The sequence below is a fragment of the Mycobacterium sp. Soil_C_30 genome (assembly GCF_057656995.1).
Map to the genome: position 1 here is coordinate 317,372 of NZ_JBDGJH010000002.1, position 22,469 is coordinate 339,840.

The following is a 22,469-nucleotide window of genomic DNA, read 5'->3' on the forward strand; positions in this document are numbered from 1 at the left end:
TTGTGCTGAGCCCGCCTCAGCGCAGCTCGGCCGACAACGCCTTGCCCACTTCCGTCAGCAGCGGCACGGCGCGCTCGACGAGCTGGTCGGTGACGCGGCCTGCCGGCCCTGACACCGACAGAGCAAGGCGTGATGACGTGTCGGGGATGGCGACGGCGACACAGCGCACACCGGTCTCCTGTTCGCCCTCGTCGACGGCGTAACCGTGCTCGGCCGACCACCGAAGTTGTGTGGCGAACTGATCGGGATCGGTGATCGTGGTGTCGGTATGGCGCGGCATGCCTGACCGCCTCAGGATTTCGCGTACCTCGTCGAGCGGCATGTGAGCCATGATGGCCTTCCCGACGGCGGTGCAATGAGGTTCGACCCGGCGGCCCACTTCGGTGAACATCCGCATGGAATGCCGGGACTGCGCCTGTGCGACGTAGACGATCTCGTCGCCGTCGAGCATGGCGAGATTGGCCGATTCGCCCAACTCGTCGACGAGCCTCGCCAGATGCGGGCGCGCCCAGACACTGAGCATCTTCGACGAGGCGTCGCCCAGCCGGATGAGACGGGGGCCCAGTACATATTGCCGTGAGGATTCCTGGCGGATGTAGCCGAGATCGACCAACGTGCGCAGCAGTCGGTGGATGGTGGGCAGGGGAAGGCCGGACTGGTTGGCGAGCTGAGAGAGCGCAAGGGTGCCCCCGGCGTCAGCCAGCAATTCCAGAAGTGCAAAGGCGCGGCCGATCGACTGCACGGATCCCGTTCGGGCGCCTGCCTCGCTCGCTGCCATTGCGTGATCTCCCGTTAGTCGTGTTCTGTTTTCCGCTCTCGGAGATACTATCTCCACAATACGGAAACGGCGATGAAGCGGGGGAAAGCGATGATTCAGGACTTCGACGCTCTCGCAGACGAACTCGACACCCGGCTGGCAAGTGCCGATGCCGCTCTCGCGGCGGCCTATCCCGGTGACCGCGGCCGTCGGCAACCCGTGCACACGGTGTACGTCCCGGCGGACCGCTACGACGCTGACACGGTGGGGGACTGGGCGCAGGCAGCCCGGCAGGCGTTGACCACCCATGGTGCATCGGCGACAGAACTGGCCCAGTCGCTCGGCCTGCAGCCTGACATCGCCGAACAGGTCCACGGGCGTATCCGCCACAAACTGGACACCGAGCCCATCGAGGACCTGCGGATCGACCTCGAGGACGGCTACGGCATCAGGCCCGACGAGGACGAGGATGCTGCCGCGACGGCCGCTGCCCATGCCTTGGCCGAGACCGTCAAGGCCGGAAAAGCCGCGCCGTTCCACGGGATTCGGATCAAGAGCTTCGAGGCGCCGACGCGTCGTCGCGGGGTGCGCACGCTGCAGCTGTTCATGCACACGCTGGTCGAGGCGGGCGGGCTGACCGACGGCTTCGTCACCACGCTGCCCAAGGTCACCTCGGTCGAGCAGGTCGAGGCGTTCGTGTACACGCTCGAGAGGGTGGAGCAGGCGTGCTCACTCGACCCCGGCACGTTGCGCTTCGAGATCCAAGTGGAGACCCCGCAGGCGATCCTGGGCCAGGACGGCACCGCGCTGATCGCCCGCATGGTGCACGCGGGGGGAGAACGCGTCACCGGACTGCACTACGGCACCTACGACTACTCGGCGTCACTCGGTGTTGCGGCCGGTTATCAGAGCCTGGAACATCCCGTCGCCGACCATGCCAAGGCGGTCATGCAGCTCGCGGCCGCGGGCACCGGCGTGTTCGTATCGGACGGTTCCACCAACGTGCTTCCCGTCGGCGATCGGGACGCGGTGCACGCCGCGTGGCGCCTGCACGTCCGGCTGGTCCGCCGTTCACTCGAGCAGGGGATCTACCAGGGCTGGGATATGCATCCCGGCCATCTGCCCAGCCGGTATCTCGCGACGTACTCCTTCTTCCGGGAGGGCCTGCCGAGCGCGGCCGGCCGGCTCCGCGCTTACGTACACGGCGGGCAGTCCGGCTTCCTCGACGAGCCGGCGACGGCGGCGGCCATGGCGGGGTATCTGCTGCGTGGGCTGGAGTGCGGCGCTGTCGATTCCGCGGAACTCGACACCCTGGCCGGCGTCGACCCCGACTCGCTGGCTGTTCTCGCGAAGCGGCGCCACGCCTCTTGACAGCGGCTATGCTCGCGCTCACGATACGCCTATCGGAAACAAAGATCCGTAATACGGAAAAGTAGTGCTGGGTCGGTGGGCCCTGGGAGCAGCCGTCAAAATTCTGGTCGTCAACGTCAACACCACCGTCAGCATGACCGACGCCAATGCCGCGTCGGCCCGCTCGGTGGCCGTGCCGGGCACCGAGATCTTCGGCCTCACACCGACTTCCAACAGGCAGAACCGCGGTGCCTGTTCTAGTTCCTTGTGCCCGCGTCTGTGCGACAACGGTGTGACAGTAAAGATATTCTGCCGCTTGTCTTTTCGCGGGGGATTGTTGTCGGACCTGGTCGGTATGGTCGAGGCATGTTCCCTCCATTGCCGACGCTGATCGACGAATTGCGAGGTGGCCGTGATGCCGCCCCGCTCGTCGATGCCGCGGTGGGGTGGGCTCGGGTGGAAGCCGCTTCGGCAGCCCAGCGTTGTGCGGGGATGGCCGAGTGGGCCGCGGTGTTCCTCGCCGACGAGGACGACGACAGTGGTTTGTGTGCCGTCGATGCCGAAGACGACGTGGTAGCCCAAATGGGTGTGGCCTTCGGCATCTCCACCCGTCGGGCGTTCAGCGATCTGCAGGTCGGGGCGGCGATGCGGGAACGCTTCCCGAAATTGGCTGCGATGTTCCTGCGCGGCGAGATCTCGGCGCAGGTGATGGCCACCGTGGTGGAGCGCACCCTGCTGGTCGTCGACGACGATGTGCTGGCCCAGATCGACACCGCGTGTGTGGAGGCGGCGGCGCTGTGTGGGTGGAGCGGACTGTCGTACTACCGGTTGAAGAACGCCGTTGATGTGTGGGTGGAACGGTTCGACCCCGACGCGGTGCGGCGGGTCCGCAACACCGTGCGCGGACGGGGAGTGTCGGTCGAGCACACCGATGACCAGGCCGGGATCACCACCATCAAGATGCGGCTGACCAGACCGGGCGGGGCACTGTTGATGGGGACCTTGCGCACCATGGCCAAGGCCGTCTGCGCCAATGATCCCCGGACGTTGGATCAGCGCATGGCCGATGCGGCTGAAGCCCTGCACATCGGCGCCCGCCGCCTGGCATGCCTGTGCGGGTCCCCGACCTGTGCTGCGGCCGCGGATGACGGGGTGGCCGCGAAGTTCGTGGTGCATATCTACGGCGACGCCGAGATGTTGCAGGGCGAACCCGATCCGTTGATCCACGGCGACGGCGTGTTTCCCACCGGCCCGGACAACGTCACCATCAAGTACCCCACCAAAGGCGACAAGACCGAGCCTGCCGAGGAGCCCGTGGCCGAGGCCGGAACCGGAGACGAGCCCGCCCCCAACGCCGAACCGGCCCAGCCTGATACCGACCAGGAGCCGCGGTCCTCGTCCCCGCAGCACTGCGCCGCTCCTGCCGCCGAGGGCGGCGAGCCTGCACCCGCGAACGCCCCCGTCGCCGAGTCCAAGCCCGCCGAGACGGGGCCAGACGAGCCAGCTTCAGACCAGGAGTCGGCGTCGTCGACCCCGCGGCACTGCCCGGCCCCCACCACCCCGGACGCCCAGCCGGAGGACCCTGCCCGGGGTGAGACGGACGACGCCGAAGTCATGCCTCCCACAGCACCTTCCACAGTCGGTCGGGCACCGGGGTTCATCCCCGGTTACGGGGTGGTGCCCAATGCGCTCATCGCCGCGTTGATCGCCGCCGGCGCCGAGGTCCGCCACATCAAGCCACCCAGCGTGGAGCCGACCGAGAGCTACCGCCTCCGCGACGCCGACCGCGACTTCGTCCAAGCCCGCGACTTGACCTGCCGCATGCCAGGCTGCGACCGCCCCATCCACGACGCCGACCTGGACCACACCATCACCTGGGGCGTCGGCGGACCCACCCACCCCTCCAACCAGAAGGGATACTGCCGGCGCTGCCACCTACTGAAAACCTTCCGCGATGGCTGGTCGGAGATCCAAAAGCCCGACGGCACAATGCATATCATCACGCCCACCGGACATACCTACACCAGCATCCCATTGAGCCGCATCCTGTTCCCACGCGCCAACACCACCTCAGCACCCGTGCAGCGGGGCAGCCCAAGAAAACAACCGGCCGCCGACAAGTCGGTGAAGATGCCGAAAAGAAAACGCACCAAAGCCGAAGACCGCGCCTACCGCATCGCTGCAGAGCGCGCACTCAACGCCGCCTACCGCGCCAGCGGCGGTAGGCCTACCGCCAGCGCGGCCGCCCCCAAAGACGACTTTGGATACCGCCTCTTCTTCGGCCAGTACACCCAGAACGCCGACCCCAACGACCCCCCACCCTTTTGACCAGATCCGGATCTGGCAGCAAACGGTCCACGAAAGGCGGACCCGCGGAACACACTTGGCTAACGCAACCGATCTCCACCGACCCACACCCCACCCACGTCTGATACCCCGCCGAGGGCGAACACCTTGGCCAGGGCGTCGTTGGCGTCGGCGGCGTGCTCGAGCACGACGTCGAGGGTGCTGCCCGGCCGCGGGGCGACCCAGACCGCGTCGAACTGCTTGCCCACCGACAAATCGCCGATCTCGCCGTCGGACTCCAGCGCGGCGGCGCCGGCCGCGGTGGCCAGGTACAGCATGTGGGCCGCCGTCAGCGGCAGCCCGTCGGCTCCGAGAAGGGCCTGCATGAAATACGACTGCAGGCCTTCGCGTAACAGCGAGAAGCTGGTTCCCGCACCGACATCGGTGCCCAACGCCACCCGCACGCCGTGCTCGATGTGTCTGCGTAACGGGAACAGCCCGCTGCCCAGCGCGCTGTTCGACGACGGGCAGTGCGCCACGCTCGCACCCGCAGACGCCAGCTGCCGTAGCTCTGCGTCGGTGGGATGCACGTTGTGCGCCAGCACGCTGCGCCGCCCGAGTAGCCCGTACCGGCCGTAAGTGTCGACGTACGAGCTGCATTCGGAGAACAGCCCGCGGACCGTGTCGACTTCGGCGGTGTTCTCGTTACAGTGCGAGGTGAACAAGGCGCCCTCGACATCACCCAGCAGCGCCGCGCAGGACTCCAGCATCGGTGCACTCGCCGACAGCGAGAACCGGGGTGTCACGGCGTAGCGCAACCGGTCTTTGCGGTGCCAGCGGCCGGCCAGGGCCAGTCCGTCGGCATGCGCCTGCTCCGGCGTGCTCAGCAGCTCGTCGCGCAACAGCCGGTCGCTGACCACCAGACCGGAGCTGATCCGCAATCCGCTGCGCGCCGCCTGCTCGAACAGGCAGTCCACCGCGGACGGGAAGTGCGCGCCGAAGACCAGCGCCGTGGTGGTGCCCGCGGCGACCAGCCCGTTGATGAACTCACCGGCCACCTCGCTCGCGTAGCTGATATCGGCCATCCGCGCTTCCTCGGGTAGCGCACTGCGATCCAGCCAATCCAGCAACGGCATGCCCAACGCGCCGATGATCCGCACCTGGGGGAAGTGGACATGGGTGTCCACCAGACCCGGCAACACCACACCGCCGGTCAGGTCCACCAGGTCGGCGCCGGGGTACGCCGCCCGAATCTGTTGGTAAGGACCACGTTCGGTGATCACACCACCGTCGGTGACGGCGATCCCCGCGTCGGCTTCTGCACGCAGCGCTGCGCCGGTGAACGGTGACTCGGGGGTGTCCAGCACGGTCCCGCGGTAGATCTTCATCAAGTGGTCTCCGCCACCTGGGCGCGCCCGGAACTCTCACGTTGAAACGTCAGCAGCAGATCGGCGGCCACGCTCACCGCGATGGTCGCCGGCTCTTTGCCGGTGATGTCGGGAAGTCCGATGGGTGTGATGATGCGGGCCAGCGCAGACTCGTCGTGCCCCTCTTCGGTCAGCCGTTTGGCGAACCGGCGCCACTTCACCGACGACCCGATGAGCCCGATCGAACCCAGGTGGCCGCAGCGCAGCGCGGCATCGCACAGGGCGACGTCCTCGGCGTGGTCGTGGGTCATCAGCAGCACGTGGCACCCGGCGGGGAGTTCACCCAGGACCAACTCCGGCACCACCGCATGATGGGTGTGCACCCGCGCCTCGGCGTCGGAAGTCAGCGCCGCCAACCGTTCCGGTTCGGCGTGCTGGGCCCGCGAGTCGACCAGGTGCAGTTCGATGTCGTGCCGGGCCAGGATCCGGGCCAGCTCGCAGCCCACGTGCCCCATCCCGAAGATCGCCACCGCAGGCACCGTGGGCAGCGGTTCGAACAGCACCGTCACCTCACCGCCGCAGCATTGGACTCCGTGCACCGACCGCGACTGTTCGGTGAGACCCCAGGTCCTGGTCTCGGGTTCCCGGCTCCCTGCGGCCAGCAGCTCGCGCGCGGCGAGCAGCGCCGACTGCTCCAGGTTGCCGCCGCCGATGCTGCCCCAGCAATCATGTTGCGCCACAACCATCTTGGCTCCGGCGTCGCGGGGTGCGTGGCCGCGCACGGCCGTCAGGGTCACCAGCACACCGGGGCGACGCTGCTCGCGTAGCCGCGCCATGGCACTCATCCAGTGCATGGCTAGGCGCCTCCGGCCAGTTGGGCGGCGGCCGCCTCCTCCGGGCGCATCGGTGCGTCCTTCGAGCGGGCGCGCTCGATGGCCCAAAACACCCGTTCGGGCGTAGACGGGCAGCCGAGATCCACACAGTGACCCGTCGGGCCGAATGCCGCGACCGCTTCGCGCAGCGCCTCGCGGACGCTGAAGGCCAGCATCAGCGGCGGCTCGCCCACCGCTTTCGACCCGTACACCGCGCCGTCCTCGTGGGCTTTCTCCAGCAGCGTCACGTTGAACTCCTCGGGCATCTCCGAGAAGCTGGGTAGCTTGTAGGTGCTGGCCGCCTGGGTGGCCAATCGGCCGCGGGACGGCCCGTCACCGGTGTCCCAGCGCAGGTCCTCCAGGGTCAGCCAGCCGGCGCCCTGAACGAATCCGCCCTCCACCTGGCCGAGGTCGACAAGCGGAGACAGGCTGTCGCCGACGTCGTGCACGATGTCCACCCGGCGCAACCGGTAGGCGCCGGTGAACCCGTCCACCTCCACCTCGCTGGCGGCGACCCCGTAGGCGAAGTACTTGAACGGCGAACCCTGCATCCGGGCGGCATCCCAGTACAACCCTGCGGTGCGGTAGAAACCCGCCGCCCACAGCTGAACACGTTGGTGATACGCCAGATTCACCAGCTCGGCGAAATCCAGCTCACGGTCGGTGGCCGCCAGCCCGGTCACCTTGCCGTCGACGAACCGGACGTCGGCCGGGTGCACGTGACCGAGTTCTTCGGCGGCCACCTCGGCCAGCCGGGCCTTGATCTGCTCGCACGCATTCTTCACCGCGCCGCCGTTGAGGTCGGCTCCCGAACTCGCCGCTGTGGCAGAGGTGTTGGGAACCTTGTCGGTTCGTGTGGGCGCCAGCCGGACAACCGACAGCGGCACTCCCAGCGCCGTAGCGGCCACCTGCAGCATCTTGGTGTGCAGGCCCTGGCCCATCTCGGTGCCGCCGTGGTTGATCAGCACCGAACCGTCCTTGTAGACGTGCACCAGCGCGCCGGCCTGATTGAACGCGGTCAGGTTGAACGAGATGCCGAACTTGACGGGCGTGACCGCGAGCCCGCGCTTGGTGTGCTCATGGGTGGCGTTGAACGCCTCGATCTCAACCAGGCGACGGTCCACATCCCCGCTTTCGATGACCTGGTTCCAGGCCCGCTCGATCCGTTCGGGATGGCGTACCTCCTGGCCGTAAGGAGTGGTCTGTCCCGCCGAATAGAAGTTGCGCCTGCGCAGTTCGCGGGCACTGATGCCCAACGCCGGCGCACACTGGCCGAGGATGTTCTCGATCACCAGCATGCCCTGCGGCCCGCCGAACCCGCGGAACGCGGTCTGCGAGGTCTTGTTGGTCTTCGCGATCCGCCCGTGCACCTCGATGTTCGGGATCCAGTAGGCGTTGTCGATATGACAGAGCGCGCGGCCCTGCACCGGCTCGGACAGGTCGAGGCTCCAGCCGCCGTCGGCGGTCAGCGTCGCCGTCAACGCCCCAATGGTGCCGTCCGCGGCGAACCCCACCTTCCACACCGCGTGGAACCCGTGCCGCTTGCCGGTGATGGTGATGTCCTGAGTCCGGTTGAATCGCACCCGCACCGGGCGGCCGGTGCGCACCGTGCCGAGTGCGGCGACGGCCGCATACCCGTGCGGCTGCATCTCTTTGCCGCCGAAACCCCCACCCATGCGCAGGCATTGCACCGTGACCTCGTGGTTGGGCTTGCCCAGCACGTGCGACACGATGTCCTGCGTCTCGGTCGGATGCTGCGTCGAGGACTGGATGAACAGCTGGCCGTTTTCGTCGATACTGGCCAGGGCCGCATTGGTCTCCAGGTAGAAGTGCTCCTGACCGGCGAACTCGAACTCGCCCTCGAAAACATGAGCACACGTGCCGAAAGCGGCTTCCGGTTCACCGCGGCGCAGCACGGGCCGCGCGCCCTGGAAACTGTCCGCGGCGATGGCCTCGGAGACCGTGATCAGCGACGGCAGCGGTTCGTAGTCGACGGCCACCTTGCCTGCGGCGATCCTGGCCTCTTCCAACGTGTCGGCCAGCACCCAGCACACCGGGTGCCCGTAATACATGACCTCACTGGGAAACAGCGGCTCGTCGTGCTTGACGCCGGCGTCGTTGACACCGGGCACGTCGGCGGCGGTGAGCACACAGGCGACCCCCGGCATGGCCAGCGCGGGCCCGGTGTCCATGGAACGCACCAGAGCGTGCGCGTGCGGGGCCTGCACCGGATAGGCGTGCAGCGCGCCGGGGTAGCGGCTCACCAGATCATCGGTGTACAGCGCGAGCCCGGTGACGTGGAGGTCGGCGCTCTCGTGCGGTATCTCGACGCCCACCACCGGGCGCGACGGGCGGGTGCTGAGCTCACTCATGACGTGGCCCCCTCGGGTACAGCGGATTCGGCATGGAACTTGAGCAGCGACTGTTCGAGCATCGCCGCGCGGAACGCGGCACTGGCCCGGTGGTCGTCGATCGGGGTGCCCTCGCGGCCCAGCACGGCGGCGGCGGCGCGCACGGTCTCCGCGGTCCAGGGGTGTCCCCGCAACGCCTCTTCGGTGGCGGTGGCCCGCAGCGGGGTGGCCGCCACCCCGCCGAGGCCGATGCTCACCCGTTCGACCACACCGCCGACGACCTGTAGCGCGAAGGCGATTGCCACGCTGGAGATGTCGTCGAACCTCCGCTTGGCGATCTTGTGGAACGCGGCCATCGGGGTGGGCGGCATCGGGATACGCACGGCCCGGATCAGTTCGCCGTCCTGCTTGACCGTCTGCCGGTAGCCGGTGAAGTAATCGGCCAGCGCCACCTCGCGGTCGCCGTCCGGCCCGGTCAGCACCAGCGTGGCCTCCAGCGCCAACAACGCCGGCGCTGCGTCCCCGATCGGGGAGGCGGTGCCGAGGTTGCCGCCGAGGGTGGCGCCGTTACGGATCAGTCGCGAGGCGAACTGCGGCCAGAGTTGGTCCAGCAGCGGGATCCGTCCGTCCAGCAGTCGCTCGGCCTCCGACAGGGTGAGCGCGGCGCCCACCTCGATATGAGAGGAACCGACGTCGAACGTGCGCAGTTCGGGCAGCCGGTCGACGGCCACCACCAGAGGGGCGCGGGTGCCGCGCAGGTTGACCTCGACGCCCCAGTCGGTGCACCCGGCGACCACGGTGGCGTCCGGCCGCTCCGCCAGCAGGGCGAGTGCGGTGGAAAGGTCAGCGGGCCGGACGAATTCGGCGTCGCCGACCCGCACCCGAGTGGCAGGTGCGGCGGGCGCGGGCGTCGCGCACCGCTGGGCGAAGGTGTCGGTGGCGGGCGGGCGGCCCAGCGCGTAGGCGGCATCCCGGATGGGCCGGTATCCCGTGCAGCGGCACAGGTTACCGCTCAACGCGTGCAGGTCGAACCCGTTGGGTCCGTGTTCGTGGTCGGCCGCGCGCTTGCCGTTGCCGCTCGGATCGACAGGGGCGCGATCGGGGCGGTAGTACTCGGCGGCCATCGAACAGATGAATCCAGGTGTGCAGTAACCACACTGGGACCCACCGCGCTGCGCCATCTCCCGCTGTACCGGGTGCAGCGCGCCGGGTTTGCCCAGCCCTTCGGCGGTGACCAGTTCCTGGCCGTCGAGTGAGAGCGCCGGCACCAGACAGGCGTTGAGCGCGGTCCAGCGGGTGTGGCCCTGATGATCAGAGCTCACGTCGGGCCGGGCCACCATGATGGAGCAGGCGCCGCACTCGCCCTCGGCGCAACCCTCCTTGGCGCCCGTGAACCCTTGATCGCGCAGCCAGTCCAGCGCCGTGACATACGGCGCGACATCGACGACACGGCGCCGTTCACCGTTGACGGAAACACTGGGTGACGTTGGGGTCCAGTTCATGACGCTGTTCCTTCCGTGCTGGCCACGGTACTCGCGCGAGCAAGCAGGGTGCAGTGCGCGCGAACCGCGGAGTGGGTGGTGCGCTCAGGTACCACGGTAGGTCCCGTAGCCGAAAGGGTTGAGCAGCAACGGAACATGGTAATGCTGATCCGGATCGGCGATGGTGAAAACCACGACGACCTCGGGATAGAAACAGTCCCGGCCGCCGTCGGCGAAGTAGCCGCCGGTGTGGAAGCGCAGCGTGTAGTCGCCCGCGCCGAGCCGCTCCGGACCGATGGAGCCGATACGCCCGTCGGCGTCGGTGACACCATCGCCGATCCGGGCGCCGTCCTGTTCGAGCTCCACCCGGACGCCCTTGGCCGCTCGTCCCACGCTGGTGTCGAGTACATGGGTGCTCAGGGTTCCCACTCACACCACATCCTTCAGTCGGAGTAAGGCGATCTCGCGCAGCGCTGCGACGGTTTCGGCCCTTTCGGTGTCGTCGTCGTTGCCGAGCCGGCGGCGTAATTCGGCCAGGATCTCCGGGGAACTGCGGCCGGCGGCGCGGACCAGGAAGACCCGGTCGAAACGCTGTTCGTAGGACCGGTTGCCCGCCGCCAACGCGGCCATGACGTCCACGTCGTCGCGATCCACCTGCGCCTGTTCCCGGACCGAGAAGTCGGCGGCATGCCCCGTACCGGCGCGCTCCCCGATGCGGGGGTGCCCGTTCAACGCGGCCGACAGGTCGTCGTCGGACAACTCGGCCGCCGACGCCGCGGCCTGGGCGGTCAACGCGGCGTAGTCCGCGTACGGTCGCCGGCCGGCCACCTCCTCCGCCCAGCGCGGTGCGTTCAGGCAGGTGAGAAGCCTTCGCCTGGCCTCTGATTCGGGGAGCGCGTTGAATCCGTCGACGGAGACGCCGCCGGTCATGCTGTGCCTTCCTAGTTCTCGACGTGCCGGGTGCGGGCCGAATGAATCGGGTTGGCCTCGGCCACCAGCTGGTCGAATCGGTAGGTGGCGATCTTCGCTATCTCGATCAACGCCGCGGCGTGTTCCTGGGTGGGTGAGTTGTTCAGTCGTTCCCAGCCGTGCCGCAGCAACTGCTCGATGTTGGCCTGGTCGCGCACCGCCATGATCAGCGTGAAGCCGAAGCGGTCGCGGTACGCCTGGGTCAGCGCCGCCAGCTCCTGGTGTTCCTGCTCGGCGAGCCGCGTGAGTCCGAGCACCGACTGATCGGACATCGAGTCCTCGCCTTCCTCGCCTGTGGCCACGGAGACGGCGCCCAGATCGGGATAGGCGCCGATGAGCTGATCCTGTTCCTCCGGCGTCGCCGCGAACAGCGCCTCCTGGAACGACCGGCGCAGGTCCTGGGTGTCGGAGAAGGGGCGCCGGGCGTAGGCCCGCTCGACCACCCAGTCCGGGCCCTGGAACAGCCCGGAGAAGGTGCGCCTGAACTGCTCCAAGGACATGTTGTTGACATCGGAGAGCCGCACCAGCCCCGCGCCGGGTGCGCCGGCGACAGCAGGGCCGCGGCTCGTGCCGATGTGGAAGAACACCAGGTTGAGCACGATGGCGGTGATGCTGCCGAGTGTGATTCCGCTGCCCAGGATGATCTGCGCCCACTCCGGCACTGCCTTGGCCACGTCGGGTTGGGCGGTCACATACATGGCCAGGCCGACGCTGGTCGCCACGATCACCACGTTGCGGTGGTCGTGGAAGTCCACGCGGGACAGGGTCTGGAAGCCGACCACCGCCACCGTGGCGAACATGGCCAGGGCCGCGCCGCCGAGCACCGGGTGCGGGATGCCCGCCACGATCGCCGCCGCTTTCGGCAGCAACCCGAGGATGATCATGATGACGCCGGCCGTCGCCACCACATACCGGCTTTTTATCCTGGTCAGCCGGACCAGGCCGACGTTCTCGGCAAAGCAGGTGTACGGGAACGAGTTCAGGACACCGCCGAGTGTGGTGGCCAGACCGTCCGCGCGCAGCGCGCGGGCGATGTCCTCGCGCACGATCCGCTTCTCGACGATCTCACCGGTGGCGAACACGTCACCGGTGGTTTCCACAGCGGTGATCAGCATGACGACGATCATCGAAACAATGGCGGCCGCAGCGAATTTGGGCCAACCGAAGTAGAACGGCGTCGTCACCCCGAACCAGGACGAGGTGACCACCGCGTCGAAGTGGGCATCGCCGAGGAGCCAGGCCACCAAGGTGCCGACGACCAAGCCCACCAACACCGCGACGGTGGCCATGAAGCCCTTGAACACGCGCTGGATGAGGACGATCAGCGCCAGGGTGCCCATCGCGTAGGCCAGGTTCTTGCCGCTGGTCGGATCCAGCGTCGGACCCGCCCCGCCTGCCGCGTCGGCTGCCGCCACCGGCAACAGGGCGATACCGATGATGGTGATCACCGAGCCCGTCACCACCGGCGGGAAGAAACGGATCAGCCGGGAGAAGTACGGGGCGATCAGGAAGGTGAACAGCCCCGCCACGATCACCGCGCCGTAGATCACCAGCAGGCCGTCGGTGCCGCCTCCCGCGGCCAGCCCGATGGCGATCATGGGGGAGACCGCGGTGAACGTCACGCCCTGGAGTAGCGGCAGTCGCACACCGATCTTCCAGAACCCGACGGACTGGATGATCGAGGCGATACCGCAGGTGAGCAGGTCCGCGTTGATCAGGTGAATCAGCTGTTCGGTGGTCAGCCCAATCGAGTTCGCCAGCAGGATCGGGACGATCACGGCGCCGGCGTAGAACGCCAGGACGTGCTGGAAGCCGTACACCGCAAGCTTTGGGATGGGCAGGATTTCGTCGACGGGGTGCCTGGCGGTCCGAGGCTTCTCGGCGGTGGCGGATCGTGATCTGGTCATTGGATGCCGTCCTTTCGGCTGAAGGCGGGATATCGGGTGACCGACGGTGGTTGAGCCGCTACCGCAATTGGACTCGCCCGTCGACGGCGAAGGTGGCGTTTCGTGTAAAACGGGCCGGCGGTCCGGCGCCCTGCACGCCTGCCGCGAGTGGCTTCATGGTTGCCTCAGCAGAATCCCGGAGTGTTCAACCAGGCATCGCCGGGGTCGGAGCCGCCTTCGCGCACCACAGAGGCTTCGATCAGGCCGTAAGGCCGGTCGGCGGCGATGAAGACCTCGTTGTTGTTCTCCACACCGAACGGCGACAGATCGACGACGAAGTGGTGCTTGTTGGGCGCGGAGAATCTGATCTCGGCCACCTCGGGGCGCGCCTCCAGCACCGCCTCTCCCATCTGATACAGGGTCTGCTGCAACGCTTTTGAGTATCTGCCGGCGAACACCTCGAGCATCGTCCGCTTGATGTCGTCGTAGATCTTGTTCCAGTCGTCGACTTGGGTGTGCTCATAACGCCACCGCGCGGTCAACGCGGTGGCCATGATCCGGTCCTCGGTCTCCTGCAGGGTCGTGTACTTGTCTTTGAGGAAGCCCTTGAAGCCGGACCCCGTCGTCTTGAGGATGACGAGATCCTGCACACCGGAAACCACCCAGACCCGGCGCTCGCCGGCGCTGTCGTCGGTGGTGACAACGGTGGTGCGGAACTCGGGGCCACGCCGGATGAACGAGTGATCGTGCCCACCGGAGCCGTCCACCTCGATGCGCTCCCACGTGTACTCCTCGATGCCGATCCGCGACGCCGTTGCCTTGGGGGCTGCCTCCAGGAAGTGCGCGCCGAGCGCGAGCCCGAACTGTTCGGGGGAGGCGACACCCTTCTCCTTGGCGAAAGCGAAGGCGGTGTTCTTCTGCGTATCGGTGGGCAGCACGTCGCCCTGGTCGCCGCTGATATGGGCTGCAGTGAAGTCGCCGCGCAGCGACGTCGACACGTTCAGGTCGCGGATGTGATGTCTGTCGGTGTCGCGGTACACGCGCACGACTCGGTTCTCTGCCTTGCCGTATTGGTTCGGTCCGAGCGCGATACCCATTGCTGCTCCTTGCGACGTGTTGTTCGCACCACGGACGATCGCCGCTCAATGGGCTACATAGTTTCCGTATAGCGAAAGTTCAATTCCGTTAATGCCGATTCGATGGTGACCTAACTCACATATCTTGTCAAGGGCGGCCGATCCGTCGACTCGGTTTGACCGTCTTGGTGAGTCTTGACGTGACCTACGCCACAGGCGTACGCTCTGCTTCCGTAATACAGAAGCAAGATTCCGCATTACGGAAGAGTGGGGACATCATGAATCCACCGCTTCGTTTCGAGGTCAACTGCTCCATTCTGTTCACCGAGCTGCCTTTGCTGGAACGCGCCGCAGCCGCGCAGCAAGCCGGCTTCGAAGGCGTGGAGTTCTGGTGGCCGTTCGCCGAGGCCGTGCCCGCCGACAAGGACATCGACACGTTCATCGCCTCGATACACGACGCCGGGGTGCAGCTGGTGGGCCTCAACTTCTTCGCCGGCGACATGCCCGCCGGTGACCGCGGTCTCGTGTCATGGCCGAGGCGCTGCGCGGAGTTCCGCGACAACATCGATGTGACGATCGGTATCGGAGAGCGGTTGGGCTGCAAGGCTTTCAACGCGCTGTACGGCAACCGCATCGAGGGTGAGTCGCCGCAACACCAAGACCAGCTCGGCGCCGAGAATCTGGCGCTCGCGGCCAAGGGGGCTGCCCGAATCGGCGGCACCGTTCTGGTCGAGCCGGTCAGCGGGGCGCCGGCATACCCGCTCAAGACCGCCGCCGACGCGCTCGCGGTGATCGACCGGGCCGGCGAGCCGAACGTCGCTCTGCTGGCTGACCTTTACCACCTGGCGGTCAACGGCGACGACGTGGACGAGGTCATAGCCGCCCACACCGATCGAATCGCCCACGTACAGATTGCTGATGCCCCCGGCCGCAACGAGCCCGGCACCGGTTCACTGCCGTTGCTTCGACAGCTCACCGACCTCCGGGACGCGGGGTACGACGGCTGGGTGGGCCTTGAATACAAGCCATCTGGCGCTTCCGCCGACAGCTTCGGCTGGATGAAGAAACTGAGGAGCACACACGATGTCTGACATCGCCTTCATCGGACTCGGAATCATGGGCAGCCCCATGGCTGTTCACCTCGCCAAGGCCGGCCACCAGGTGACCGGCTACAACCGCTCGCCCGAGAAAGCCGCCCCGCTCGTCGACGCGGGTGGCCGCGCAGCGGAGTCGGTGGCCGACGCCGTGCGCGACGCCGATGTGGTCTGCCTGATGGTGCCGGACTCGCCGGACGTCTGCGATGTCCTCGCAGGGGACAACGGCGTGTTCGACAACGCGAAGGAGGGCACGCTCGTCATCGACTTCTCGAGCATCCGACCCGATGTCACCGCACAACTCGCCGAGCAGGCCACGGCCAGGGGCCTGCGGCTGGTCGACGCCCCCGTCTCCGGTGGCCAGGCGGGAGCGGTCAACGCGGCCCTGTCGATCATGGTGGGCGGCAGGGCCGAGGATGTCGAGGCGGCCAAACCCTACCTGGACGTGGTGGGCAAGACCGTCGTCCACGTCGGACCCAGTGGGGCGGGCCAAACGGTCAAGGCTGCCAACCAACTCATCGTCGCCGCGAACATCGAGGCGCTCGCCGAGGCGGTCGTGTTCCTCGAGGCGTACGGCGTGGACACCGCGGCGGCCCTCGAGGTGCTCGGCGGCGGCCTGGCCGGCTCGAAGGTGCTCGATCAGAAAAAGCAGAACATGCTCGAACGGTCCTTCGACCCGGGCTTCCGGATCGCGTTGCACCACAAAGATCTCGGCATCGTCACCGCGGCTGCGCGGGAAGCGGGCGTGGTCGTTCCGCTGGGCGCCGTCGTGGCCCAGCTGATGGCCAGCGCCCTCGCCAACGGCGACGGCGCACTCGACCACTCCGGACTGCTGCGCGGAGTCGAACGACTGAGCGGAAGGACTCGATCATGACCAAGATGCGTGCCGTCGACGCCGCAGTGCTGATCCTCGAAAAGGAGGGCGCCGCCCAGGCTTTCGGGCTCCCCGGTGCGGCCATCAACCCGCTCTACAGTGCGATGCGGGCCCACGGCGGCATCAGGCACGTACTCGCCCGGCACGTCGAGGCCGCGTCCCACATGGCCGAGGGCTACACCAGGGCCAAGGCCGGCAATATCGGCCTGTGCATCGGGACGTCGGGCCCCGCGGGTACCGACATGATCACCGGGCTGTACTCCGCGTCGGCCGACTCGATCCCGATCCTGTGCATCACGGGACAGGCTCCGGTGGCCAAATTGCACAAGGAGGACTTCCAGGCGATCAACATCTCCGACATCGCCGGGCCGGTCACGAAATGGTCGGTCACGGTGATGGAGTCGGCGCAGGTTCCCGGGACCTTCCAGAAGGCGTTCCAGGTGATGCGGGAGGGCCGCCCCGGCCCGGTGCTGATCGACCTGCCGATGGATGTGCAACTCGGCGAGATCGACTTCGACATCGACAGTTACGAGCCGTTACCGGTGCCCAGGCCCGCAGCCACCCGTAAGCAGGCGGAGAAGGCGCTGGCCATGATGGCGACGGCGCAGCGGCCCCTCATCGTCGCCGGCGGCGGAGTGGTCAACGCCGACGGTGCCGACCTGCTGGTGGCCTTCGCCGAGATCACCGGGATTCCCGTTGTCCCCACTCTGATGGGGTGGGGCACCATCCCGGATGACCATCCGCTGATGGCGGGCATGGTGGGGCTGCAGACCTCGCATCGCTACGGCAACGCCACCATGCTCGAATCGGATTTTGTGCTCGGCATCGGCAACCGGTGGGCCAACCGGCACACCGGCGGCCTGGGCACTTACACACGCGGCCGCAGGTTCGTCCACGTCGACATCGAACCGACGCAGATCGGGCGCGTCTTCGCACCCGACTACGCGATTGTCTCGGACGCCAGGGCGGCGCTGGAAGTGCTGGTCGAGGTCGCCACGGAGTGGTACGCCGAGGGCCGGTTGCCCGACCGCGGCTCGTGGGCGCAGTCCTGCCGCGAGCGTAGGCGAAACATGTTGCGCAGAACCAACTTCGAGAACGTTCCGATCAAGCCGCAGCGGGTGTATCAGGAGATGAACAAGGCTTTCGGACCCGACACCCGATACGTCAGCACCATCGGGTTGTCCCAGATCCAGGCCGCACAGCTGCTGCATGTGTACAAGCCGCGGCACTGGATCAACGCCGGGCAGGCCGGTCCGCTCGGGTGGACCGTGCCCGCCGCACTCGGGGTGGCCACGGCCGACGCGGAGGCCACCGTCGTCGCCTTGTCGGGTGATTACGACTTCCAGTTCCTGATCGAAGAACTCGCGGTCGGCGCCCAGTTCAACATCGGATACATCCACGTCGTGGTCAACAACTCCTACTTGGGCCTGATCCGGCAGTCGCAGCGCGGGTTCGACATGGAGTACTGCGTCCAGTTGTCCTTCGACAACGTCAACAGCCCCGAGCTGGGCGGGTACGGGGTCGACCACGTGAAGGTGGCCGAAGGGCTGGGCTGCAAGGCGATCCGGGTCACCAAACCCGAGAGTGTGTTGCCGGCGCTCGAGCGCGCCAAAGAACTCGTGAGAGAACATCGGCTGCCGGTGGTGGTCGAGGTGATCCTGGAACGAGTGACCAATGTGTCGATGGGCACCGAGATCGACAACGTCGTCGAATTCGAGGAACTGGCACTCAAGGGCGAGGACGCTCCCACGGCGATCGCGTTGCTGGATTAGGCCCGAGACCGACGCACGAGGGGTGCGCCGGATCAGGCCGGGTGCGTACAGGGAGTAGGAATCATGACCGACACCACCGTCAGTGGATCCCAAGCCGACGGGCCGAGTCCACGGCTGTACAACGACGATCTGGCGCCCGCCAGGGAGCGAAACTGGGGCACCTACAGCTTGTTTGCGATGTGGATGTCCGATGTACACAGCATCGGCGGCTACACGTTCGCCGCAGGCCTGTTCTTCACCGGGCTGGTCGGCTGGCAGGTCTTCCTCGCGCTGGTGCTCGGTATCACCGTGGTGTTCTTCCTGATGAATCTCACCGGTTTCGCCGGCCAGGCCACCGGGGTGCCCTATCCCGTGATCGCCCGGATCTCGTTCGGGGTGTTCGGTGCCAACCTCGCAGCACTGATCCGGGCGGTGATCGCGATCGCCTGGTACGGCATCCAGACCTGGCTGGCTTCCCAGGCGGTGGTGGTGCTGGCCATCGCGGCGTGGCCGGACGTCGCCCGCCATCGTGGTGCGGACTTTCTCGGCCTCGACATGCTGGGCTGGGCAGCGTTCGCGGTGCTGTGGGTGCTGCAACTGTTCGTCATCCGCCGCGGGATGGAGACCGTGCGGCGGTTCCAGGACTGGGCGGGCCCGGCCATCTGGGTGGTGATGTTCGTACTCGCCGTGTGGATCGTCATCGAAGCCGGCTCGGACTTCTCACTGAACCTGACCGACGAGCAGAAGTCCGGCGGTGCCGCCGTGCAGGCCTTCTTCGTGGCATGCGCGCTCACCATCACCTACTTCTCGACGCTACTGCTCAATTTCTGCGACTTCTCCCGGTTCGCGCCGGACCGGCGCACCGTCCTGCGCGGCAATTTCTGGGGCCTGCCGGTCAATTTCATGGCCTTCGCGATCGTCACCGTCGCGGTCACCGCGGGCAGCATCGCGGTGTTCGGCGAAGCGATCACCGACCCGGTCGAGATCGTCGCGAGGATCGACAACGTCTGGGTCACCGTCATCGGCGCGATCACGTTCGTCGTCGCCACGATCGGGATCAACGTCGTCGCGAATTTCGTCTCGGCCTCCTACGACCTGGCCAACCTCGCGCCCAAACACATCGACTTCCGGCGGGGTGGCTTGATCAGTGCGGTCGCGGCGGTGGTGATCACGCCGTGGCACCTCTACAGCAGCCCCGCGGCCATCTTCTACTTCCTCGGCGGCCTGGGCGCGCTGCTCGGACCGATCTTCGGGGTGATCTTCACCGACTACTACCTGCTGCGGCGACAACGGGTTTCGATCGAGGAGCTGTATCTGGACGACCCGCGCAGCCGTTACTACTACAAGCGCGGCTGGAACCCCCGGGCGTTGATCGCCGGCACCGTCGCGGCATCGTTCTCGTTGTTCGTCGCGCTGTACAAGCCGTGGGAGGCGTGGTCGGCGTTCTCCTGGTTCGTGGGCGTGATCATCGCCGCGGTGCTCTACTACGCGATCTCCGTGCGCGACTTCAGGCAGCCGGAGCTGGACACCACTCGACCCCGGGAGGCACAAGCATGACCGACCGTGATCCGAACACGATCACCCCCTCCGGTCGCCCGCTGGCGGGGCAGGTGCGGAGCGCCCGTTGCCAGGCAGGAGAATCGACACCAACAACGAGCCGCAGGGCCGGCGCCTGAGCAGAGGCGCAGCATGACAACAAGAAGGGGAGCGGGAGTGAAGACCGCAGCGAGTGGGAGCCGAACATGACTGACAACACGCCACGGTATTACGCGCCGGCCGGTGGACTGCCACCGCAGACCCAACTGACCACGGACCGAGCGATTTTCACGGAGGCGTACGCCGTACTTCCGCGCGGCACCATGCGCGATATCGTCACCAGCAACCTCCCGTTCTGGGACGACACCCGGTTGTGGGTGATTGCACGCCCGCTGTCCGGCTTCGCGGAGACGTTCTCGCAGTACATCGTCGAGGTCTCGCCGGGTGGCGGTAGCGACAGACCCGAGCTCGATCCCGGCGCCGAGGGAGTGCTTTTTGTCGTCGAGGGCGGGTTCACCCTCGTGATCGGGGGCGACAAGCACACCCTGAGCCCGGGCGGTTACGCGTTCCTGCCGCCCGGGTGCGACTGGACGCTGCGCAATGACACCGCCGAGACAGCGCGCTTCCACTGGATCCGCAAAGCCTATGAGCGCGTCGACGGGCTGGAGGTGCCCGAGCCGTTCGTCACCAATGAGATTCAGGTCGAGGGCATCGAAATGCCGGGGACACAGGGTCGCTGGGCCACACAGCGGTTCGTCGACCCGTCCGATGTCCGCCACGACATGCACGTCAACATCGTCAACTTCGAACCCGGCGGCACCATCCCCTTCCCGGAGACACACGTGATGGAACACGGCCTCTACGTGCTCGAGGGCAAGGCGGTGTACCTGCTCAACAAAGATTGGGTCGAGGTGCAAGAGGGTGACTTCATGTGGTTGCGCGCGTTCTGCCCGCAGGCCTGTTACGCCGGCGGTCCGGGACGTTTCCGGTATCTGCTGTACAAAGACGTCAACCGGCACGCCAAGCTGAGTCGCCAGTTCGTCTGACGGGTCCCGAGGGCTCGGGTGTCGGCCTAACCCGGAACGCCGGCGAGCAGGTTGGTCATCACGAGTTCGGACACCGACTCGGGGAATTCGCAGAAGGTCACCTCGGCGAGTAACGACGCCTTCACCCGATAATCACGGCCACAGGTGGTCGAGGTTCGAGTGCTCAGGGTCTCGGGCTGGGTTTGGACGTCACCGACCAGCAGCGGGCCCAACGAGGTGGCGGCACAGGCGGTGGCGGCGTCGGACAGATCGTCCAAGGCGACGCGGGCGGTCTGGGGATCCGGGTACCGCGCCGCGGCCTGGGAGATCAACGCCGAATCCGGTGGGCTCTGATAGGTGGTCTTGTGGAAGTCGGCCATGTCGGCGCCGAAGGTCTGCGTCTCGGCGAAGACGAATCGGCAGGGCTCCGGGACGTCGCGGGCCAGCAGATCGACATCGACGGGAGACTTGCCGTCCATGCTCGGGATGATGTTCAGATCCTCGCCGGCGCCGGTCAACGCACGCATGCGGGACAGATCCAGCATCAGCGCATCAACATCGACGGCGCCGGGCGGGCCGGGGTGCTCGGAGTAGGGCAGAACCGCGAAACCGCTCACCTGCTGACTGCAGCCGACGACCAGCACCGCAGAGCAGCACGTGAACATCCGTGCGCCCGCCCTCATCCACCCAGGCTACGGTTGGGCCATGAGCGCAGCAGCGCCGTCTGCATTCTCGGCGGCAACCGGCATCGGGTCCTGGCCTGGAACCTCGGCACGAGATGCCGCCGAGGTGGTGGTCGGCGAACTGCACACCCTGACTCATGTGGTCGAACTGCCTGCTAGGGGAGTCGGGGCCGATCTCATCGGTCGCGCCGGGGCGCTGCTGGTCGACATCGCGATCGACACAGTGCCCCGCGGCTACCGCATCGCCGCGCGGCCCGGAGCCGTGGTGCGGCGGGCGAGCAGCCTGCTCGGGGAGGACCTCGACGCGCTGGAAGAGTCGTGGGAGAAAGCCGGTCTGGGCGGATCCAGGCGAACCGTCAAGGTGCAGGCACCCGGACCCATCACCCTGGCAGCGCAACTCGAGTTGGGCAGCGGCCATCGGGCGATCACCGACGCCGGTGCACTACGAGATCTCACCGAGTCGCTGGCCGAGGGTCTCGCCCAGCACCGCGCCGAGGTGGCGCGCCGTCTGGACACCGACGTCGTGGTGCAACTCGACGAACCCACACTGCCGGCCGCGCTGCTCGGCCGGCTGACCGGGGTCACCGGCGTCACGCCGGTGCATCCCGTCGACGAGGCGCTGGCGATCGAGCTCATCGACGCCTGTGTGTCCGCCGCAGGGGCGGAGGTGTCGATCCACTGCTGCGCCGCCGACTTGCCGTGGAAGCTCTTGCAGCGCAGCGCAATCAGCGCGGTGGCGGTTGACGTTTCCACGTTGCAGCCGCAGGACCTCGACGGTATCGGCGAGTTCCTGGAAGCGGGGCGCGCCGTGCTTCTCGGCGTCGTCCCGGCACTGGAGGTAGCACCTCGTCCCGCGGTGGAGGAAGTGGCCGCAGCCGCCGCGAAGGTGACCGACCGCCTGGGCTTTCCACGCGCGGTCCTGCGTGACCAGGTGGGTGTGACACCGGCATGCGGTCTCGCCGGTGCCACGGCGGCGTGGGCCCGCACCGCCATCGGGCTTGCGCAAAAGGTCGCCGACGGCTTCGATCAGGATCCCGAGGCCATCTGAATTCACGCAACTGAAAGGTTGCCTTTCTCTGGCATGTGTGGTGAGCTGATAGGCAACAAGGAG

18 protein-coding genes are annotated in these 22,469 nt (G+C 67.2%); 8 read left to right on the forward strand and 10 right to left on the reverse strand.

The window, feature by feature from the left end:
• Positions 1–16: 16 nt before the first annotated feature.
• Entirely contained in the window at positions 17–778 is a 762-nt protein-coding gene (locus tag AC3A6P_RS04470) for an IclR family transcriptional regulator (RefSeq protein WP_487688900.1), read from the reverse strand.
• A gap of 72 nt (positions 779–850) precedes the next feature.
• Between AC3A6P_RS04470 and AC3A6P_RS04475 the strand changes: the two genes are divergently transcribed.
• Both AC3A6P_RS04475 and AC3A6P_RS04480 read left to right on the forward strand, forming a co-directional pair.
• Entirely contained in the window at positions 851–2,128 is a 1,278-nt protein-coding gene (locus tag AC3A6P_RS04475; protein WP_487688903.1) for a DUF6986 family protein, read from the forward strand.
• Between the two features lie 345 nt (positions 2,129–2,473).
• Positions 2,474–4,435, forward strand: a complete 1,962-nt coding sequence (locus AC3A6P_RS04480) for an HNH endonuclease signature motif containing protein (protein WP_487688906.1) — start codon at positions 2,474–2,476, stop codon at positions 4,433–4,435.
• Positions 4,436–4,494: 59 nt separating this feature from the next.
• On the opposite strand, the gene AC3A6P_RS04485 is transcribed toward AC3A6P_RS04480, so the two are convergent.
• The 8 genes from AC3A6P_RS04485 to pucL all read right to left on the reverse strand — a co-directional run bounded on the left by AC3A6P_RS04485 (position 4,495) and on the right by pucL (position 14,416).
• Complete coding sequence (locus AC3A6P_RS04485; protein ID WP_487688909.1) at positions 4,495–5,781, reverse strand: guanine deaminase; 1,287 nt, start codon at positions 5,779–5,781, stop codon at positions 4,495–4,497.
• On the reverse strand, positions 5,781–6,605 hold the full coding sequence (gene xdhC / locus AC3A6P_RS04490) for a xanthine dehydrogenase accessory protein XdhC (RefSeq protein WP_487688912.1): 825 nt from the start codon (positions 6,603–6,605) through the stop codon (positions 5,781–5,783). Before xdhC ends, AC3A6P_RS04485 begins: the two co-directional genes overlap by 1 nt.
• Positions 6,606–6,616: 11 nt before the next feature.
• Entirely contained in the window at positions 6,617–9,004 is a 2,388-nt protein-coding gene (gene xdhB / locus AC3A6P_RS04495; protein ID WP_487688915.1) for a xanthine dehydrogenase molybdopterin binding subunit, read from the reverse strand.
• The gene (locus AC3A6P_RS04500; RefSeq protein WP_487688918.1) at positions 9,001–10,485 is read right to left on the reverse strand and encodes a xanthine dehydrogenase small subunit; all 1,485 of its coding nucleotides are present in this window, start codon (positions 10,483–10,485) and stop codon (positions 9,001–9,003) included. Before AC3A6P_RS04500 ends, xdhB begins: the two co-directional genes overlap by 4 nt.
• A gap of 84 nt (positions 10,486–10,569) precedes the next feature.
• Complete coding sequence (gene uraH, locus AC3A6P_RS04505) at positions 10,570–10,893, reverse strand: hydroxyisourate hydrolase (RefSeq protein ID WP_487688921.1); 324 nt, start codon at positions 10,891–10,893, stop codon at positions 10,570–10,572.
• Positions 10,894–11,394, reverse strand: a complete 501-nt coding sequence (uraD, locus tag AC3A6P_RS04510; RefSeq protein WP_487688923.1) for a 2-oxo-4-hydroxy-4-carboxy-5-ureidoimidazoline decarboxylase — start codon at positions 11,392–11,394, stop codon at positions 10,894–10,896.
• A gap of 11 nt (positions 11,395–11,405) precedes the next feature.
• Positions 11,406–13,340, reverse strand: a complete 1,935-nt coding sequence (uraD, locus tag AC3A6P_RS04515; RefSeq protein WP_487688925.1) for a 2-oxo-4-hydroxy-4-carboxy-5-ureidoimidazoline decarboxylase — start codon at positions 13,338–13,340, stop codon at positions 11,406–11,408.
• Positions 13,341–13,504: 164 nt separating this feature from the next.
• Positions 13,505–14,416: a factor-independent urate hydroxylase gene (gene pucL / locus AC3A6P_RS04520; RefSeq protein ID WP_487688927.1), complete on the reverse strand. Its 912-nt coding sequence runs from the start codon at positions 14,414–14,416 to the stop codon at positions 13,505–13,507.
• A 257-nt stretch (positions 14,417–14,673) separates the two neighbouring features.
• On the opposite strand from pucL, the gene AC3A6P_RS04525 reads away from it, so the two are divergent.
• The 5 genes from AC3A6P_RS04525 to AC3A6P_RS04545 all read left to right on the forward strand — a co-directional run bounded on the left by AC3A6P_RS04525 (position 14,674) and on the right by AC3A6P_RS04545 (position 20,696).
• Positions 14,674–15,486 carry a hydroxypyruvate isomerase family protein gene (locus AC3A6P_RS04525; RefSeq protein ID WP_487688929.1) on the forward strand — a complete coding sequence of 271 codons (813 nt, stop codon included), beginning with the start codon at positions 14,674–14,676 and terminating at the stop codon, positions 15,484–15,486.
• Positions 15,479–16,363, forward strand: coding sequence for a 2-hydroxy-3-oxopropionate reductase (locus tag AC3A6P_RS04530; protein WP_487688932.1), 885 nt, complete (start codon positions 15,479–15,481; stop codon positions 16,361–16,363). The genes AC3A6P_RS04525 and AC3A6P_RS04530 overlap by 8 nt, the downstream gene beginning before the upstream one ends.
• Positions 16,360–18,135 (forward strand): glyoxylate carboligase, encoded by a 1,776-nt coding sequence (gene gcl, locus AC3A6P_RS04535; protein WP_487688935.1) that lies wholly within the window; start codon positions 16,360–16,362, stop codon positions 18,133–18,135. The genes AC3A6P_RS04530 and gcl overlap by 4 nt, the downstream gene beginning before the upstream one ends.
• Positions 18,136–18,198: 63 nt before the next feature.
• A complete protein-coding gene (locus tag AC3A6P_RS04540) occupies positions 18,199–19,671 on the forward strand; it encodes an NCS1 family nucleobase:cation symporter-1 (protein WP_487688937.1) in 1,473 nt (490 codons plus the stop codon).
• Between the two features lie 185 nt (positions 19,672–19,856).
• Entirely contained in the window at positions 19,857–20,696 is an 840-nt protein-coding gene (locus AC3A6P_RS04545; protein WP_487688940.1) for a bifunctional allantoicase/(S)-ureidoglycine aminohydrolase, read from the forward strand.
• 26 nt (positions 20,697–20,722) lie between these two features.
• Here AC3A6P_RS04545 and AC3A6P_RS04550 read toward each other — a convergent pair whose 3' ends face one another.
• Positions 20,723–21,358 carry a sensor domain-containing protein gene (locus tag AC3A6P_RS04550; RefSeq protein ID WP_487688943.1) on the reverse strand — a complete coding sequence of 212 codons (636 nt, stop codon included), beginning with the start codon at positions 21,356–21,358 and terminating at the stop codon, positions 20,723–20,725.
• Between the two features lie 22 nt (positions 21,359–21,380).
• Between AC3A6P_RS04550 and AC3A6P_RS04555 the strand changes: the two genes are divergently transcribed.
• Entirely contained in the window at positions 21,381–22,406 is a 1,026-nt protein-coding gene (locus tag AC3A6P_RS04555) for a uroporphyrinogen decarboxylase/cobalamine-independent methonine synthase family protein (protein WP_487688945.1), read from the forward strand.
• Positions 22,407–22,469: the final 63 nt, after the last annotated feature.

Bases quoted from the DNA above. Each gene is read 5' to 3' on its own strand.
- AC3A6P_RS04485 (WP_487688909.1), bottom strand. From the start codon at position 5,781: ATGAAGATCTACCGCGGGACCGTGCTGGACACCCCCGAGTCACCGTTC.
- xdhB (WP_487688915.1), bottom strand. From the start codon at position 9,004: ATGAGTGAGCTCAGCACCCGCCCGTCGCGCCCGGTGGTGGGCGTCGAG.
- xdhC (WP_487688912.1), bottom strand. From the start codon at position 6,605: ATGAGTGCCATGGCGCGGCTACGCGAGCAGCGTCGCCCCGGTGTGCTG.
- uraD (WP_487688923.1), bottom strand. From the start codon at position 11,394: ATGACCGGCGGCGTCTCCGTCGACGGATTCAACGCGCTCCCCGAATCA.
- AC3A6P_RS04470 (WP_487688900.1), bottom strand. From the start codon at position 778: ATGGCAGCGAGCGAGGCAGGCGCCCGAACGGGATCCGTGCAGTCGATC.
- AC3A6P_RS04545 (WP_487688940.1), top strand. From the start codon at position 19,857: ATGACTGACAACACGCCACGGTATTACGCGCCGGCCGGTGGACTGCCA.
- AC3A6P_RS04530 (WP_487688932.1), top strand. From the start codon at position 15,479: ATGTCTGACATCGCCTTCATCGGACTCGGAATCATGGGCAGCCCCATG.
- AC3A6P_RS04550 (WP_487688943.1), bottom strand. From the start codon at position 21,358: ATGAGGGCGGGCGCACGGATGTTCACGTGCTGCTCTGCGGTGCTGGTC.
- pucL (WP_487688927.1), bottom strand. From the start codon at position 14,416: ATGGGTATCGCGCTCGGACCGAACCAATACGGCAAGGCAGAGAACCGA.
- uraD (WP_487688925.1), bottom strand. From the start codon at position 13,340: ATGACCAGATCACGATCCGCCACCGCCGAGAAGCCTCGGACCGCCAGG.
- AC3A6P_RS04525 (WP_487688929.1), top strand. From the start codon at position 14,674: ATGAATCCACCGCTTCGTTTCGAGGTCAACTGCTCCATTCTGTTCACC.
- AC3A6P_RS04555 (WP_487688945.1), top strand. From the start codon at position 21,381: ATGAGCGCAGCAGCGCCGTCTGCATTCTCGGCGGCAACCGGCATCGGG.
- gcl (WP_487688935.1), top strand. From the start codon at position 16,360: ATGACCAAGATGCGTGCCGTCGACGCCGCAGTGCTGATCCTCGAAAAG.
- AC3A6P_RS04475 (WP_487688903.1), top strand. From the start codon at position 851: ATGAAGCGGGGGAAAGCGATGATTCAGGACTTCGACGCTCTCGCAGAC.
- AC3A6P_RS04480 (WP_487688906.1), top strand. From the start codon at position 2,474: ATGTTCCCTCCATTGCCGACGCTGATCGACGAATTGCGAGGTGGCCGT.
- AC3A6P_RS04540 (WP_487688937.1), top strand. From the start codon at position 18,199: ATGACCGACACCACCGTCAGTGGATCCCAAGCCGACGGGCCGAGTCCA.
- AC3A6P_RS04500 (WP_487688918.1), bottom strand. From the start codon at position 10,485: ATGAACTGGACCCCAACGTCACCCAGTGTTTCCGTCAACGGTGAACGG.